Consider the following 16,416-nt stretch of genomic DNA (forward strand, 5'->3'; position numbering starts at 1 on the left):
GTCAGTATCCGATCGTGAGAAGGAGGCCGCGCTGCGGCTCAATAGTGATGGCTTCGCCGGGCGCGTAGCTCGCGGCGGATTGGAATCCGCGGATGGCCGGGGCCACGACGTCATGGGCGGCAGCATCGTCGTCGAAAATCAACGTCACATGCTCAGTTTGCCCGGCCCAGGATGCCAGCGCTACAACTATTCCGCGCTCCGTCAACCATGTGGTGGCCAGCACGCCCGGGTGGTTGGTTCGAACCGGTGCGTGGGGATCCCAGAAGCCATGCATCTGCCCGCTTTCCAGCCCGGTTGCCGTCCAGAAATCCCATAGCGGGCGGTTATCGACGGCGGGTGCCCGGCCCGTCATGCCGAACACCATGCCCCGCCATGGGTTGCCACCGCCTTCCAACATCTCGCCCATGAGGCCGAAGGGAATCCCGGATAACTCAACCAGCCAATAGTCGGGATCAGTGGTTTGGTAGTCGAAGTACTCCCCCAGCCAGAGCCGGTCCACATAGGGCAACTGCTCCATGTACAGATTGGCGGAGGACGCATATCCGTCGTGGGCTGTGAACTGGTTGGCGGAATGAAGGTCTATTTCAGGGCCATCGCTTTCCCGTTCCTTGCTTGCCCGCTCGAGGACCTTGCGGACCCGCAGCATGGCATGCCGGTCATAGGCAATGTCATCAAGGTAGATGCCGTCGATCCCGTCCTCACCCTTGGCGAGTTCCTCCAGGCTCCGCACGTAGAAGTTCTCCCATCGGGACTCACCCGTAGTCACCACGGCGATGTCGTCCACGTTGGGCGCGAACCACGCTGAGACATAACCGCACCCCCCATGTTCCTGCAGCCAGATATGTCCCTCGCCCGGTCCATCACTGAAGATCTCGTGGTCCAGGTGCAGCAACGGCAACAGCTCCGGACTGTGGAATGTGAGCTCGCGGACCGTGTTGTACACCTTGGCCTTCAGACCCTGCCGATGACACTCGGCAACGTAGTTCCGCAGCGAGCCCCGGGTCAGCAGGGGGTCATTGATATACGGCGCCGGAGCGGTTGCATGGTGGACGTTGACCACGGTGGCGCCCGCCGCCCTGACGTCCGCCGGATCGTCAGGAGCGTGGAAGTAGCGTTTCCCAAGGTGCTTGGCTGGCTCGATCGGCTTGAACGGTGTCAGCAACAGGCGGAAATCGAAGTTCATCGGTTCGTCGGCAGCCAGTGTCCGTGGGCCACTGAAGGCGTTCAGCATTACCGTACCGTCAGCCGTGTGCAGCCTAACCCCGCCTCGAACGATTGCGTCCCCGCTGCTCTGCTGACGATTGGCCCACGACGTCGGCTCCACCAACGGCTTCTCCCGGTAGAAGTTGGTGTTGAGCGGCCGTTCATAACTGCCATCGCGCAGGGCGATCTGGATTCCGGCGTTGACACATCCCAGCCACAGCGCATCCTGGTTCTTCGTGGCAACGTCCCATGTCCAGTCCAGGGCTTCCGGCCGTCGACCACCGGGGACACCCAAACCCATGGCCAGCGGAACCGCCGGCTCCAGAAACTCAAGCTGCAGCCCCACGTCGTTCACGTCCAAAGTCCCCTCGGAACTGAGGCGCAGCGAGTACGAAACTGCGCCATCGGCGTCGAGAATGCCGTGCAGCTCCAAAGCCAGCACTGACTTGCCCTCTTTTCGGCCCGTCCAGCCGCACCGCCACGACGTCCGCGCCGGGCCCTCCTCCGTGAAGACGAGCTGCCCGTGCGTCCAATCGATTCCCTCGACGTCCAGCCTTGTCCCGGCGCTGAAAAGTTCGACGGCGGGACCATCAGTTGCGGTGACAGCAGCGGTGAAGGTGGACGTCACCCGCGCCGGGAGGCCCGCCTCCGTCAACCTTAGGGACCTGCCCAGAATCCCCAACGTCCTGCTCGATTCGTCCAAAGTGATGGGCGTGAAGGGGCTGACCAGCTCCGCGTCCTGGGCAACCCGCGAATCCAGCCATGCCAGGCGCCGCAGCAAACGCGGATCTCCGAAACCGCCGTCGGGTTCCGTGTCCGTCACTCCAGCCACATCAAGCGTGACCTCGATGTCCTGGGTCGTTTGGCCAGCGGCGGTGATACCAGTAGCGGCAATCCTCACGAACGCCTCCACGGTGGCACCGGCAGCATTGTGGGGAACTGGAAGGATCACATACAGCGCCTTCACCTGCCCGGCCCTTAAGGCAAGCGTCCTCTGCCATGGCCTGCCCAGACGGTCCACGCCATCAGTGTTGATGCAATGTCCCCCGGACGGCGCTGTGACTTCGACAGTCACGGCTTCGAGATCCTGCAGGGCATACAAACCAAGCTGGACCACGTAGTCCTCCCCGGGCTGGGCCTTGGCAGTGAAAGTCCTGGCTGGTCCGTGGATCACCCAGTGTGCTGGAAGGTCCGCATGCATGGAAATGGGGTTCAGTCGGTCCTCCGGAAACACCAGGAAGGCCTCGCCCCCGTATGCCCGCTGGAACTTCTCGAGTTCGTCGATGCGGGCAGTGAAGTTCATCGGCGCGAAGGTATCCCGCTCGCTAGCCGCCTCGTATCTCTGGACTGTGGCCCTTGGTAGCTCGCGCTTCGACGGAATCCACCCTGAATGCCCGACGGCGGCAGCCCACGCGGGGTCCGCGGCCGAACGATGCGGGAGGTACTGTGCTTGGGGATAGTGGGGTTTACCCAGCATGGCGTAGGGCAGGTAATAGACGAAGTAGATCCCCGGGCCATCGATCGCCTCGAAAACGATGCTTCCGGACTCCCTGGTGGCCTCTTCCACAATCACGTTCCGGACCCTGGTACCGCTTTTCTCCGGGACGACGATGACGTCGATCGACGCCGGGTGGTGGTCCTGCCGCCGCCAAGGAATAACCACTCTGTGAGCCTGGGCTGGTAGGTGGGCTTCCTGGGCCGCTTCCACCACTTCCACGACTTCCACTACAAACCGGTGGTTCCCGTAGAGCAGTTTGTCCCACGCCCCAATGCCACATTCCACCTCCGGGTGGGCACTGTGACTGCTTGTTTTGGGAGGGGAAACGGGGGCCGGTGAAACCGGCGCGGGCAGCGGCATCGCTGGGACTCCTGAACGTAGCTTCCGGGGCTTTCCACCGAGTGGTGAATCCTTACATCATCCCGATGTTCCACGGACTCGTAAAGGGTCATTACGATGTGCGATCACTGCAATTTTCCCGCCTGTGAGCTGGACGGCAGGGACTACGTGGGCATGGCCAAGTTCAGCGCGTTGACTTTCGCCTTGGCTGCCCTGACAACCTCGCGGTCGGTCACGGTGTAGGCAGTGGGATCGCTGCCATCCTGGGCGCCGAGGGAAATCGCTCCTTCTCCAAGGGTGGAGACGGCCTTCTTTGCCGAGAGGTGAACGGCGGACAGGCCCGCTGCGTGCATTGCCGGGATGTCCTTTAAGGAGAGTCCACCGCCGGCCATGATTTCCAGAGCACCCCCTGCACGCCCCACCATGGAGGTCAAGGTTCGCAGGCCTGCTCCGGCAGTAGCCTCGTGCCCTGACGTCAGGACCCGTGTTAAGCCCAGTTCCATGAGTTGCTCAAGGGCGGCCAAAGGGTCTTTTGACTGATCGATGGCCCGGTGGAAGGTCACTTGCGCTTCAGGATTGGTATCCCTGGCTGAGCCCACCAGACGCTGCACTGCTTGCACGTCCACTTCTCCTGAAGGAGTAAGCGCCCCAACCACCACCCCATGCGCACCTTGGGCGAGCAGATGGCGGATCTCGTGGACCATGGTGTCCAGGTCTGAAGCCGAGTACCGGAAATCGCCGGGCCTGCAACGAATCAGCGGGTGAATTTCCAGACGGCCATCGACGTGCTCCATGCTCGCTTCCATGAGTCCTTGGCTTGGAGTGATTCCACCAAGTTCCAGGCTGCTGCACAGCTCAACACGGTGGGCTCCTTCGGCGGCAGCCGTGCCTGCACCCGCCGCGCTCACCACGGCAATTTCAAGTTTCATGCTGAAACTCTACGGGCAGCAGGAGCTACGCGCGGTAGCGTTCGAGCTTTTCCTTTTGCTCCGGCGTGAGCCTGAGGACCCGCCCTGTGGCCTCTGCCACGAAAGCCAGGTGAGTGGTGGCCTTGACGCAGTCTTCCCGCGTGACGGGGTCCTTAATGACGTAGTGGAGATCGAAGCTCGCGCCCTTGATGGCGCCGACCCAGATCTCAACAACGGCCGGCATGTTGCGGTAGTCCAGCGTCCGGACATAGCGGACTTTATGCTCGACAACCAGGGTCATGACACCATCCTCAACATCGTTGAAGAGGGCAGCAGGAGGTTCGACGCCGGGGAGGCCGGCACCGCGGGGCGGCCCGAAGGCTGCGATACGGGCTTCCTCGAGCATGCGCACAATCTGGACGTTGTTGATGTGTCCGTAGGCGTCCATGTCACCCCAGCGCATGGGTACAAGGACCTCAATGCGCCGGGGTGCCATGGACTCCTTCAGTGTTTCCGTGCTCAGCTGTGCACCGCCGTCGAGTCGTCCACAGCGGTCTCTTCCTCACCCGCAAACTGGGACATGTACAAGCGGTAGTACGCGCCCTGGAGAGCGAGCAGCCGGGTGTGGTTTCCCTGCTCCACGATCTTGCCGTTTTCCATCACCAGGATCGTATCGGCGTCCCGGATAGTGGAGAGTCGGTGGGCTATCACGAAACTCGTACGGTCCGTTCGGAGCGCTGCCATGGCCTTCTGCAACAGCAGCTCGGTACGGGTGTCCACGGAGCTCGTGGCTTCATCAAGGATCAACAACGAAGGATCGGAGACAAAGGCACGGGCGATGGTGATGAGCTGCTTTTCACCGGCGCTGACGTTGTTGCCTTCTTCGTCGATGATCGTCTGGTAACCGTCCGGAAGGGCACGCACGAAGCGGTCCACGTAGGTGGCCTTGGCCGCCTGCATGATCTGCTCTTCGGTGGCGTCCAGGTTTCCGTACTTGATGTTGTCGTAGATGGTCCCGCCAAAGAGCCAGGCATCCTGCAACACCATGCCAACCTTGGACCGCAGCTCGGCACGACTGAGGTCCTTGATGTCCACGCCGTCCAGGGTGATCCGGCCGGCATTGAGCTCGTAGAAACGCATCACGAGGTTCACTAGCGTGGTCTTGCCTGCACCGGTGGGCCCCACAATGGCCACCGTGTGACCAGGTTCCGCAGCGAAGGACAGGTCCTCGATCAGCGGCTTGTCCTCCACGTAGCTGAAGGACACGTGTTCGAACTCCACGTGGCCGTCGGTCTTGGAGGGCAGGTGGCGCGTAGCGTTCTCTTCAACTTCTTCATCGGCGTCCAGGAACTCGAAGACGCGCTCTGCGGAGGCGACGCCGGACTGCAGCATGTTGGCCATGCCTGCAATCTGGCCCAGCGGCTGGGTGAATTCACGGGAGTACTGGATGAACGCGGTGGCGTCGCCGAGGCTCATGGAGCCCGAGGCAACCCGGAGTCCGCCCACCACGGCAATGCCGACGTAGGACAGGTAGGAGACGAAGTTCATGGCCGGGAAGATCACGCCGGACACGAACTGTGCACCGAACGAAGCTTTGTACAGTTCCTCGTTCTTCTCGTCGAAACGCTCCAGCATGTCGGCATCGCGGCCGAACACCTTCACGAGGTCGTGGCCTGAGAACGACTCCTCGATCTGGCCATTGAGTGCGCCGGTGTTCTTCCACTGCGCGGCAAAGAGCTTCTGGCTGCGGGCACCAATGACGCCCGCAACAATGCCGGACAATGGCAGGGCGATCAAGGCAATCAGCGCCAGCTCCCAGGACACGATGAACATCATGACGGTGATACCCAGCACCGTGAGCACGGAGCTGACAAGTTGGGAGAACGCCTGCTGAAGACCCTGCTGAACGTTGTCGACGTCGTTGGTCACGCGGGACAGGATGTCGCCGCGCTGGCGGGTGTCGAAGTAGTTCAACGGGAGCCGGTTGAGCTTGGCCTGGACGTCGTTGCGTAGCTTCTTGATGACCCGCATGACGATCCTGTTGAGCAACCAACCCTGCGCCCACAGGAAAATGTTGGCCACGAAGTACATGAGGAGCACGATCGAAATCAGGAACGTCAGCTGAGGGAAGTCGATCCCGTTGGTAAGTTCCATCTTGGAAACCATGTCCGCAAAATTACCTTGCCCCTGCTGACGCATGAGCTCCACGAATTGCTCTTGGGAGACCCCCTCCGGGACCTGCCTGCCGATGACGCCGCCGAAAATGACGTCCATGGCAATGCCCAGTACCTTGGGGGCGATCACGTTCAGGACCACCGAGACAATGACTAGGCCGATCACGATGTACACGCCAACGCTCTCAGGCTTCAGCAGGCCCATAAGGCGCTTGGCGGAGGGCCAGAACTCCTTGGCCTTCTTGGCCGGTACGTCGCCGAACATGCCGCCGTCGGCTTCGGAAGGAACGTATTCCTCTTCAACGAAGTCGTCGTCGTCAAGCAGCTCAGTTGCTACCTCAGCCTCGGCCGTTGCCTTGGCATCCTTGGCGGCCTCTGCCTTGGCAGCCCAGCCCCGCTTCTTCTGCTGGTTCTGCTCGCTCATGCCACTTCCTCCACGCTCAGCTGGGATTCAACGATTTCCTGGTACGTGGGTGATGTCTCCAGCAGTTCGTCGTGCGTTCCACGGTCGACGATCCGGCCGTTATCCAGCACGAGGATCTCGTCCGCATCCGCAATGGTTGACACACGCTGGGCCACGATGATGACCGTGGCGTCCTTGGTCTTGGCTTTCAAGGCCTTGCGCAGCCTGGCATCGGTAGCGACATCCAGAGCGGAGAACGAATCATCAAACAGGTACACATTCGGTTTGGTAACCAACGCCCGGGCAATGGACAGCCTCTGGCGCTGGCCACCGGATACGTTGGTCCCACCTTGGGCGATGCGCCGGTTCAAACCGGATGACTTTTCCTCGACGAAGCCCTTGGCCTGTGCAGTCTCCAACGCCTCCCACAGTTCTTCGTCAGTGGCGTCGGGCTTGCCGAAGCGCAGGTTGTGCTCGATGGTCCCGGAGAACAGGTAGGGCTTCTGCGGAACGGCGGAGACCCGACTGGTGATTTCAGATGCGTCCATCTCGGTAACCGGCACGCCGTCGAGCAGCACGTCGCCCGAGGCGACGTCATAAAGCCTTGGCAGCAGCGAAACCAGGGTGGTCTTGCCTGCGCCCGTGGATCCGATGATGGCCAGGGTCTTGCCCGGCTCGGCGGTGAAGGAGATGTTGCTCAGCACCGGCGCCTCCGCACCGGGGTATTTGAACGTGACGTCGCGGAATTCCACACGACCCTTCTTCTCAGCGGGCACCACCGGTGAGGTGGGGTTGTGGATGGAAGGCTCGACGTCGAGCACCTCGCCGATGCGATCTGCACAGACGGACGCGCGGGGAATCATCATGGCCATGAACGTGCCCATCATGACGGCCATCAGGATCTGCAACAGGTACTGGAGGAAGGCCGTGAGCGCACCCACCTGCATTTCACCCGAATCAACGCGCTGGCCGCCGAACCACAGCACGGCAGCCGTAGACAGGTGCAGGATCATGCCGATGGCCGGGAACATGAGGACAAACAGGTTGCCGATCTTCACGGACACTGCGGTGAGGTCATCATTGGCGTCGCCGAAGCGCTTTGCCTCGTGGGGTTCACGCACAAAGGCGCGGACCACGCGGATGCCGATGATTTGCTCGCGAAGCACACCGTTGATCGCATCGATCTTGGTCTGCATGGAACGGAACAGGGGCATCAACCGGACCACGAGGTAGCCCACAACGGCCACCAGCACCGGAACGGAAACCCACACGAGCCAGGAGAGGTTGAGGTCCTCACGGAGGGCCATGATGATGCCGCCAACACACATGATGGGCGTGGAAACCATGAAGTTCAGCCCCATGAGCACCAGCATCTGTACCTGCTGGACATCGTTGGTGCCGCGGGTGATCAGCGTTGGAGCACCGAATCGGTTGACATCTTGGGCGGAGAAACTGCTGACCTGCCGGTAGACGCTCCGGCGCAGGTCGCGGCCGATTGCCATGGCAACGCGGGCGCCGAAGTACACGGCGATAATGGCGGTAAGCACCTGTCCAAGGGCGACACCGAGCATGAGCACACCGGTTTGCCAGATGAAGTCGGTGTCTCCGCGGGAAACTCCCTCATCAATGATTTTGGCGTTGAGGCTGGGGAGGTAGAGCGTGGCGATGGTGGATGCCAACTGGAAAATCAGCACAGCCACAATCTGCGGCAAATACGGCTTGGAGTAGCGCCGTATAAGGGTGACAAGCATGCCCACGGGTCCTTAGAAAGAGTGCGTGAATGAGATAAGAGAAGTTTGGCAGCAAGGGCTGACAGTATTAGCCTCCCCACTCTACGAAATCCGTTGCCCGGGCGAAACAACTTACGGAAAAGATCATCCCAGCGGAGTATTTCCCGTGTCGGTCGTGCTCGCTCTGGGGTAGCCCCCTTGGGTAGACACCCTGCCGGCAACAAAAACGCCGGCTGGTTTCCCAGCCGGCGTTTTCAGTCCCGCCCTCGTTGGTCAAGCTCCACGTAGTACGCGAGGAGTGTCAAACAAGGGCGGGATCCTTAGAGGAGTCAGCCCGCGTGCTTGCCGTGGTCTGCACGGGCTTCTACGCCCTGGACGAGCAACAACGCCATCCGTTCCTGCTGCCTGCGCTCTCGCTTGAGCTCCTTACGGATTGCTGCGAGCTCCTCCGCGGTACGAGCCTGCTGCTCCGCGATGGATTGCTGCTCCCGCAATCGGGCCTGCAGTTCCACGTTGGCCCGGCTGAGCTGCAGCTGCTGTTCGGCCAGGACGTATTGGGTGCGGGACAGCTGTTCCTGGACGTCCTTCACGTCAGCCGTGCCCTGGGGTCGTTCCTGCGTGAGGATCCGGGCGAACTCCAGGTCAAGATCGGATCCGGACTCCACGTTCGAAGCCGGTCGCTCCCCCGTTGAAGCCGGCCGCTCCCCCGTTGAAGCCGACCGCTCCCCCGCCGGGACCTGACGGGAACCCCGTGAAACCGCAGCGTCGGCACCCAAGCCGTGTGCGTCGTCGTCGGACGCTTTCACCGCGTCCATGGACGCCGTGTCCAGTGACATTCCTGCGTCTCCTGACGCCGCGGCGATTAGCTCCTTTTCCGGAGCAGCATCAACCGTGCGGCGCAGCGGACGTTCTTTGATGAAGAGCACAGCAAGGAGGGCCACAACGCTGATGATCGCCGAAATCAGGAAGATCTGCGCGGTCGCATCACCGTAGGCTGCCCGCATGATCTCGGCGATGGGAGCGGGCATGTCGGCCAGGTCCATGCTGGCTCCGGAGGCACCGTCCTGGGCCGGAATGCCCGCAGCAGTCATGCCTTCAACGGCAAGGTCCTTCACATGATTGGACATGATGGCGCCCAGTACGGATACGCCGATCGCGCCACCCACTGAGCGGAAGAACGCCACCGAAGCGCTGGCGGTTCCAATGTCCTTGGCCTGGACGGTGTTCTGAACAGCGAGCACCAGGTTTTGCATCAGCATGCCAAGGCCGAGGCCGAACACGCCGGTGTAAATCGCCACGATCCACAACTCAGTGGTGTGGTCCATGGTTCCGGCAAACGCGAGGCCGCCGATGAGGAGGACGGACCCTGCAATCAGGAATCTCTTCCACTTACCGAAACGGCTGATCAGGATGCCGGATGCAACGGAACCGATCAAGTTGCCGGCGATCATTGGCAGCGTCAGGAGGCCGGCCTCGGTGGGCGTGGCACCGCGGGCAACCTGGAAATACTGGCCCAGGAAGGTGGAGGAACCGAACATGGCGATACCAACGGCAACGGAGGCAACGATAGCCAATGCGGTGGTGCGCTCGGAGATGATCTTGAGCGGAATGATGGGCTCGGGAACCTTCGTTTCCACCAGCACCAGAAGTGCCAGCAGGGCTACCCCGCCGCCCACCATAAGCGCGGACTGCCAGGAGAACCAGTCGTAGTAGTCAGGGTTGCCGGCGAAGGAAACCCAGATGAGGAGCAGGCTCACGCCGGACGTCAGCAGGATGGAACCCAGCCAGTCGATCTTCGCCGGACGTTTGATGTGCTGGATCTTCAGCGTCACCTGGAGCAGGATGAGCGCGACGACGGCCAGCGGCACGCAGACGAAGAACGTCCAGCGCCAGCCGAGCGGGCTGTCAACGATGAAGCCGCCCAGCAGCGGTCCGCCGGCAGTGCCCACCGCCATGACAGCGCCCATGTAACCGGAGTACTTACCGCGGTCTCGCGGCGGGATCATGGAGCCGATGATCGCCTGAGCCAAGGCGGTGAGGCCACCCATGGCCACGCCTTGGATGACGCGGGCGGTCAGCAGTAGCGGAATGGTTTCAGACAGGCCTGCCATGACCGAGCCCGCGACGAAGATGATGATGCTCAGCTGGACCAGGAGCTTCTTGTCGAAGAGGTCCGCGAGCTTGCCCCAGATGGGCGTGGTGGCAGCGTTTGCCAACAGCGCAGCCGTGATGACCCAGGCGAAGTCGGTTTGCGTCCCCTTGAGCTCGGACATGATGGTGGGCAGCGCATTCGCGACGATGGTGCTGCTGAGGATCGCTGTAAAGAAGGCGGCGAGGAGCCCGGTCAGGGCTTCCATGATCTGTCGATGGGTCATGGGCGCGGAGGCCCTGTTAACTGAGGCGTCCACCGCCTGGGAGTTTTGTACTGCTGGTGTAGCCATGCGTGGGCTCCTAAGCTGTCTGGTTTGTTGTGATGGAGCCGGCCGCCGTTGCCCGGATTGAGTCCTTGAGGGACACAGTGAGTTTGTTGATGACCTGGGAGGCCTCGAGGGCGTCGGCCTCGCTCCAATCCGCCAGGTAATCGCGCAGTCTCACGCTGCGTTGTTCTTCGAATTCGCGCAGTTTCGCCGCACCGCTTTCCGATAGGGCGAGAAGCTGGGCCCTACCATCAGCAGGATCAGGCCGCCTGATGACAAAGCCAAGCTCCTCGAGTTCGGTGATGTGCCGGCTGAGAACCGGGGCGCTGACGCCGAGCCGCGTGGCGAGCTGGGTTGCGCGGGTCTCCCCCTCGCCGATGAAACGCATCACCCCCTGCACGGCCATTCCGACGTCGGGAACGCGGGCCATATGGGCGGTCACCACACAGCGCAGCGTGCGCTGGAGATCGAAAATCTGATGCACAAGATCGGTTGCTGTGGCAGAACCGACGGACATGCGAAACACCCCTCTTTTTGTTTGCCTAAAGCAACTATAACCCAGATTGATTGCTTTGGGAAACTAAAGATGCGAGGAGTGTCTAACTTGTGGGGCCCGCTTTGCACCCTATTTTTGGGAAATTGGGCGCAGAGCAGGCCCAACAACGCAGTCAGCCCCCGCACGGTGTTCCGTGCGGGGGCTGACTGCGTTGGCTGTTAGTTTGTTTAGTCGCTCTAGTTGTCCAAATGCGTGGGGCCGAACATCTTCAGCAGTGTTTCGACCACGACGACGTTGGGTCCGTCTGCTTCGAAGGACGCCTTGAGCGCGTCCCCCACTTCCTCGGGCGCAACCCTGCGGGCCGGGACACCGAAGGACTCGGCGAGCTTGACGAAGTCCGGACGGGCCAGCTCGGTGGCGGTGGCCTGGCCAAAGGCACCCACCATGTACTCACGCAGGATGCCGTAGCCGCCGTCGTCCACGATCAGCCAGGTGACCGGGACGTTGTGCTGCTTTGCGGTGGCGAGTTCGGAGATGGAATACATTGAGGAACCGTCACCGGATACCGCGAGCACACGACTCGGCTTACCCGTGGTTTCCAATCCCACGGCGCCGCCGATTGCTGCCGGGAAGCCGTAACCGAGGCCGCCGGCTCCCTGGGCCGAGTGGAACTGACCCTGCCGGGCGTCCCAGCAGCTCCAACCCCAGTACGCGGAAATGGTCATGTCCCAGAACGTCTGCATGTCAGCCGGGACAGCCTCGCGGATGTCCGACATGAACTTCAGTTCCTTGGCCAGGTCCTGTGATTCCAGGCGTGTCTTGACCTTGGCCAGGGACTCCTTGACCACATCTTCCGGGCTGGTGCCATGCCAGTCACGCTTGGCTGCGTCCGCGGCGCCCGCTTCTGCGAGTGCTTTGTCCAGCGCTGCGAGTGCCTGGCCGGCATCGGCACGGATGCCCAGGCCTGGCCTGTTGGATTCGAGAACCCGGGGTTCGGCGTCGATCTGGATGATGCGGCCACGGGGTTCGAACGTGAAGTAGTTGGAGGTCACTTCGCCCAAGGATGAGCCGATGACGATCAAGACGTCCGCGTCCTCCAGGACGTCGGTCATGTACCGGTCCTCGATCCACGACTGCAAGGACAGCTCGTGGGTCCACGGGAACGCACCATTGCCGCCGGGAGTACAAATGACCGGCGCGCGCAGCTGCTCGGCAATCGAGAGCAGCGACTTCTCGGCCCGGCCACGGCGGGTACCGCCGCCTGCGATGATCGCCGGACGTTCCGCCGTCGAGAGCCACTTCACGGCCTCGCGGATCAACTCGACGCGTGGCGGGTTATCGAATGCCTCGGCGAGGGCGTCCTCCACCGGGGGCACCATGATCGGATCCAGCAGGACGTTCTGCGGGATTTCGATCCAGACCGGCCCCTGGGGCGAGGAGATCGCTTCGGTCCAGGCGTCCTGGATGGCCGACGGGATGCCCGAGGCGTGCTGGATCAGGCGCTGACTTTTGGTGACGTTCGCGGCCGAGGCCTTTTGGTCATCGAGCTGGTGCAGCATGCCCTTACGGCGAGCGCCGAGACCGTCGAGCGGGATCTGACTGGCCACAACCACCATGGGAACACCCGTGGCGTAAGCCTCCTGCAAACCCGCAAGGGACGTCAATGCGCCCGGACCTGTAGACAGGAACAGCACACCGACCTCGCCGGTGGCGCGGGAGTAACCGTCGGCCGCGAAAGCCGAGTTGTTCTCCACACGGGAGGAGACGAAGTGCAGATTGCCGCGGCCCATGGCGTCGAACAGCCCGAGAGCGTGCTGGCCCGGGATACCGAAAACGGTCTTCGCACCCAACGCTTCCAGGGTCTCGACGACGAGGTCCCCGCCGTTGCGCTGGTTGGTTCCCTTAGTAGGAGCTGCCGTGCCCGGATCGAAATCAATCATCGCTGGTCCCCGGCTGTTCCGGTTGCCTGCGCGAGTTCAGCCATGCGAGCGCCGAGGGCCTGCTGCGCGTAACCGTTCGGGGCACCTTGGCGGTCGCCCTCCACCGCGTTGTCCGCCATGAGGGTCACGAGCTCGTACGCTACATGGCTGCCTGCAACACCGGTGATCTCTGCGTGGTCGTAGGCAGGAGCAACTTCAACAATGTCCGCTCCCACGAGGTTCATGCCGCGGAAGCCACGGATGATTTCGAGGAGTTCGCGGCTGGTGATGCCGCCGGCCTCGGGGGTGCCGGTGCCGGGTGCGTGCGCCGGGTCCAAAACGTCGATGTCCACCGAGATGTACAGCGGGCGGTTGCCGATGCGGTCACGGATCTTGGCTACGGTTTCCAGGACGCCTTGGTAGTAGACGTCAGCGGAGGTGACGATTCCGAAGCCGAAGCGGTGGTCGTCGTCGAGGTCCTTCTTGCCGTACAGCGGACCGCGGGTACCGACGTGGCTGATGGCTTCGGTGTCCAGGATGCCCTCTTCCACCGCGCGGCGGAACGGGGTGCCGTGCGTGTACTCGGCGCCGAAGTACGTGTCCCAAGTGTCCAGGTGGGCGTCGAAGTGGAGCATCGCAATGGGCTCGCCTGCCCGCTCCGCTGCTGCCCTCAAGAGCGGGAGCGCGATGGTGTGGTCGCCACCGAGGGTTACCAGCTTGCTGCCGTTGGCCGTGAGGTCCAAGGCGTTCTGCTGGACAGTCTCAATTGCCTCGTTGATGTTGAACGGGTTCACGGCCATGTCGCCGGCGTCGGCAACCTGGATGTTCTCGAAGGGACTGACGTCCCAGGCAGGGTTGTACGGGCGCAGGAGCCGGCTGGCTTCACGCACGTGGTTGGCACCGAAGCGGGCGCCGGGGCGGTAGGAGACACCGGAGTCGAAGGGAACGCCGACTACTGTGACGTCAGCTTTGGAGACCTGGTCCAGTCGGGGCAGGCGGGCATAGGTGGCGGCACCGGCGTAACGCGGAATGCGGGATGAATCGATGGGTCCGAGGTTCCCGTTGGCCGTAATGCGAAGCTCTTCCAAAATATGCCTCTCCTTCGAGTTGGGTCAGTGGCTGTGACTCCCATCATACACTCGAAGTTGCCTTATATGCATCACCTGTTTACAAATTAGATTTGGGTGCGTGCGGTATGAGATGCCGGTCACAGCGGGCGTTAAGATTCCATAAAAAGCGGGGTCCCGGCGTCGAATACGGCCATACGCTCCTAGCGGAAGCAGCATCCGGCTGCACGAAAGGACACCGTGACCACCCTTACGAGGCCCCCGGCCGACCCGGCCGATAAGCCCAAAAATTCCTTCAAGCTCAAATCATGGTTGCTGGAAGGAATGCCGGACACCTCAGGGAAGCGGCAGGGACCTCACGGCCGGCCCGCGGACTCGCATAAGCCACAAGCCTGGTGGAAGGTCATGTGCCTCACCGGACTCGACTACTTCTCCACCCTCGGCTACCAGCCGGCCATCGCCGCTCTTGCAGCCGGCTTGCTATCCCCGCTGGCCACGCTGCTTCTGGTCCTGGCAACCCTGGCCGGTGCGCTCCCTGTGTACCGGCGCGTGGCCAAGGAAAGCCCGCGCGGCGAAGGGTCCATTGCCATGCTTGAACGCCTGCTTCCACGATGGGGAGGCAAGCTCTTCGTCCTTGCCCTCCTGGGGTTCGCCGCAACCGACTTCATGATCACCATCACGCTCTCCGCCGCCGACGCCACAGCCCACCTCATCGAGAACCCCTTCGCACCGCACTTCCTCGAAGGCCAGCAAGTGGTCATCACCCTGGCTTTGATCGCCGGCCTGGGCGTCGTCTTCCTGCGCGGATTCAAGGAAGCCATCAACGTGGCAGTAGTGCTGGTGGCGGCGTTCTTAGCGCTCAACCTTGTGGTGATCGCCGTCTCCATGACCCACCTCTTCACGGAATCACGCGTCATCACCGACTGGTGGACCGCACTCACCACTTCCCACGGCGACCCCATCATGATGATCGCCCTGGCGCTGCTGGTGTTCCCGCGCCTCGCACTGGGACTCTCCGGATTCGAGACCGGCGTCGCCGTCATGCCCCAGATCAAGGGCCACACCACAGACACCGAAGCCAACCCTGCAGGCCGCATCAAGGGCGCCCACAAGCTCCTCACCACCGCCGCCATCATCATGAGCTCGTTCCTCATCACGTCCAGCTTCACCACCGTCATGCTGATCCCCGCAGCAGAATTCCAGGACGGCGGCAAGGCCGAGGGCCGCGCACTCGCCTACCTGGCCCATAAATTCCTGGGCGACGGCTTTGGAACCGTCTACGACGTCAGCACCATCGCCATCCTCTGGTTCGCAGGCGCATCAGCCATGGCCGGGCTCTTGAACCTCGTTCCCCGCTATTTGCCCCGCTACGGCATGGCACCGGCCTGGGCCCGGGCTCTCCGTCCACTCGTCCTGGTCTTCACAGTCATCGCCTTCTTCGTCACCATCATCTTCAAGGCGGACGTTAACGCCCAGGGTGGCGCCTATGCCACCGGCGTGCTGGTCCTGATTACGTCGGCCTCTATAGCCGTAACGCTGTCCGCGCGGCGAAAGAAGCAGCGGGCACAGGTCATTGGATTCGGACTGATCTCGCTCGTTTTCGTCTACACCACCGTGGTCAACTCGATCGAACGTCCCGACGGCCTGAAGATTGCAGCACTCTTCATCCTGGGCATCATGGTTGTCAGTTTTATCTCCCGCATGCGACGCGCTTTCGAGCTCCGGGCAACCCACATCAAGATGGATGAGAAAGCACTCGAATTCACGGCAAACGCTTCCGACGGGCCCGTCCGCATCATCGCCCACGAGCCCAAGCACCTCAGTGCAAGCCGATACAGGGAGAAGCTCCAGCATGCCCAGCAGGCCAGCCACCTGCCCGTTGACTGTGACGCCGTCTTCATCGAGGTCATTGTGGACGACAGCTCGGACTTTGAGCAGGAACTTCAGGTGGTGGGCAAGCTCCGGCACGGGTTCAAAATCCTGGAAGTGCACAGCAACAACGTGCCCAACACCGTGGCCGCAGTACTCCTCCACATCCGGGACGTCACCGGATTCATGCCGCACATCTACTTCCGCTGGACCGAGGGCAACCCGATTTCCAACCTCAGCAAGTTCCTGTTCTTTGGTGAAGGAGAGATCGCTCCGGTAACCCGCGAAGTGTTGCGGGAAGCCGAGCCGGACATCACCCGCAGGCCGTGGGTCCACGTGGGCTAACGCGCCCACACCCCGCCGCCGGGACTACAGATAATGCCCATGTTTGCT

At 62.1% G+C, this 16,416-nt stretch carries 10 protein-coding genes; 1 reads left to right on the plus strand and 9 read right to left on the minus strand.

Annotation, left to right across the window (positions count from 1 at the left end):
* Position 1: 1 nt before the first annotated feature.
* From ACIQTW_RS15105 to speB, 9 genes are all read right to left on the minus strand, one after another.
* Complete coding sequence (locus tag ACIQTW_RS15105) at positions 2–2,986, minus strand: glycoside hydrolase domain-containing protein (RefSeq protein WP_402938283.1); 2,985 nt, start codon at positions 2,984–2,986, stop codon at positions 2–4.
* Positions 2,987–3,204: 218 nt separating this feature from the next.
* A complete protein-coding gene (locus ACIQTW_RS15110) occupies positions 3,205–3,969 on the minus strand; it encodes a copper homeostasis protein CutC (protein ID WP_402938286.1) in 765 nt (254 codons plus the stop codon).
* Between the two features lie 25 nt (positions 3,970–3,994).
* On the minus strand, positions 3,995–4,411 hold the full coding sequence (locus tag ACIQTW_RS15115; RefSeq protein ID WP_402938473.1) for an acyl-CoA thioesterase: 417 nt from the start codon (positions 4,409–4,411) through the stop codon (positions 3,995–3,997).
* A gap of 56 nt (positions 4,412–4,467) precedes the next feature.
* A complete protein-coding gene (locus tag ACIQTW_RS15120) occupies positions 4,468–6,546 on the minus strand; it encodes an ABC transporter ATP-binding protein (RefSeq protein ID WP_402938288.1) in 2,079 nt (692 codons plus the stop codon).
* On the minus strand, positions 6,543–8,276 hold the full coding sequence (locus tag ACIQTW_RS15125; RefSeq protein ID WP_402938291.1) for an ABC transporter ATP-binding protein: 1,734 nt from the start codon (positions 8,274–8,276) through the stop codon (positions 6,543–6,545). Before ACIQTW_RS15125 ends, ACIQTW_RS15120 begins: the two co-directional genes overlap by 4 nt.
* 308 nt (positions 8,277–8,584) lie before the next feature.
* Entirely contained in the window at positions 8,585–10,696 is a 2,112-nt protein-coding gene (locus tag ACIQTW_RS15130) for an MFS transporter (RefSeq protein ID WP_402938294.1), read from the minus strand.
* Between the two features lie 10 nt (positions 10,697–10,706).
* On the minus strand, positions 10,707–11,189 hold the full coding sequence (locus ACIQTW_RS15135; protein WP_402938297.1) for a MarR family winged helix-turn-helix transcriptional regulator: 483 nt from the start codon (positions 11,187–11,189) through the stop codon (positions 10,707–10,709).
* 215 nt (positions 11,190–11,404) lie between these two features.
* Entirely contained in the window at positions 11,405–13,108 is a 1,704-nt protein-coding gene (locus ACIQTW_RS15140) for a thiamine pyrophosphate-binding protein (protein WP_402938300.1), read from the minus strand.
* A complete protein-coding gene (gene speB / locus ACIQTW_RS15145; RefSeq protein ID WP_402938302.1) occupies positions 13,105–14,175 on the minus strand; it encodes an agmatinase in 1,071 nt (356 codons plus the stop codon). Before speB ends, ACIQTW_RS15140 begins: the two co-directional genes overlap by 4 nt.
* A 219-nt stretch (positions 14,176–14,394) precedes the next feature.
* On the opposite strand from speB, the gene ACIQTW_RS15150 reads away from it, so the two are divergent.
* Entirely contained in the window at positions 14,395–16,368 is a 1,974-nt protein-coding gene (locus tag ACIQTW_RS15150) for an APC family permease (protein WP_402938305.1), read from the plus strand.
* Positions 16,369–16,416: the final 48 nt, after the last annotated feature.

Origin of the sequence: Paenarthrobacter sp. NPDC090517 (genome assembly GCF_044769165.1) — a bacterium.
GTDB lineage: Bacteria > Actinomycetota > Actinomycetes > Actinomycetales > Micrococcaceae > Arthrobacter.

What these genes read in the sequence shown, in the direction of transcription:
- ACIQTW_RS15115 (WP_402938473.1), bottom strand. Translation starts at nt 4,411, where the DNA reads ATGCGCTGGGGTGACATGGACGCCTACGGACACATCAACAACGTCCAG.
- ACIQTW_RS15130 (WP_402938294.1), bottom strand. Translation starts at nt 10,696, where the DNA reads ATGGCTACACCAGCAGTACAAAACTCCCAGGCGGTGGACGCCTCAGTT.
- ACIQTW_RS15135 (WP_402938297.1), bottom strand. Translation starts at nt 11,189, where the DNA reads ATGTCCGTCGGTTCTGCCACAGCAACCGATCTTGTGCATCAGATTTTC.
- ACIQTW_RS15120 (WP_402938288.1), bottom strand. Translation starts at nt 6,546, where the DNA reads ATGAGCGAGCAGAACCAGCAGAAGAAGCGGGGCTGGGCTGCCAAGGCA.
- ACIQTW_RS15140 (WP_402938300.1), bottom strand. Translation starts at nt 13,108, where the DNA reads ATGATTGATTTCGATCCGGGCACGGCAGCTCCTACTAAGGGAACCAAC.
- ACIQTW_RS15110 (WP_402938286.1), bottom strand. Translation starts at nt 3,969, where the DNA reads ATGAAACTTGAAATTGCCGTGGTGAGCGCGGCGGGTGCAGGCACGGCT.
- ACIQTW_RS15125 (WP_402938291.1), bottom strand. Translation starts at nt 8,276, where the DNA reads ATGCTTGTCACCCTTATACGGCGCTACTCCAAGCCGTATTTGCCGCAG.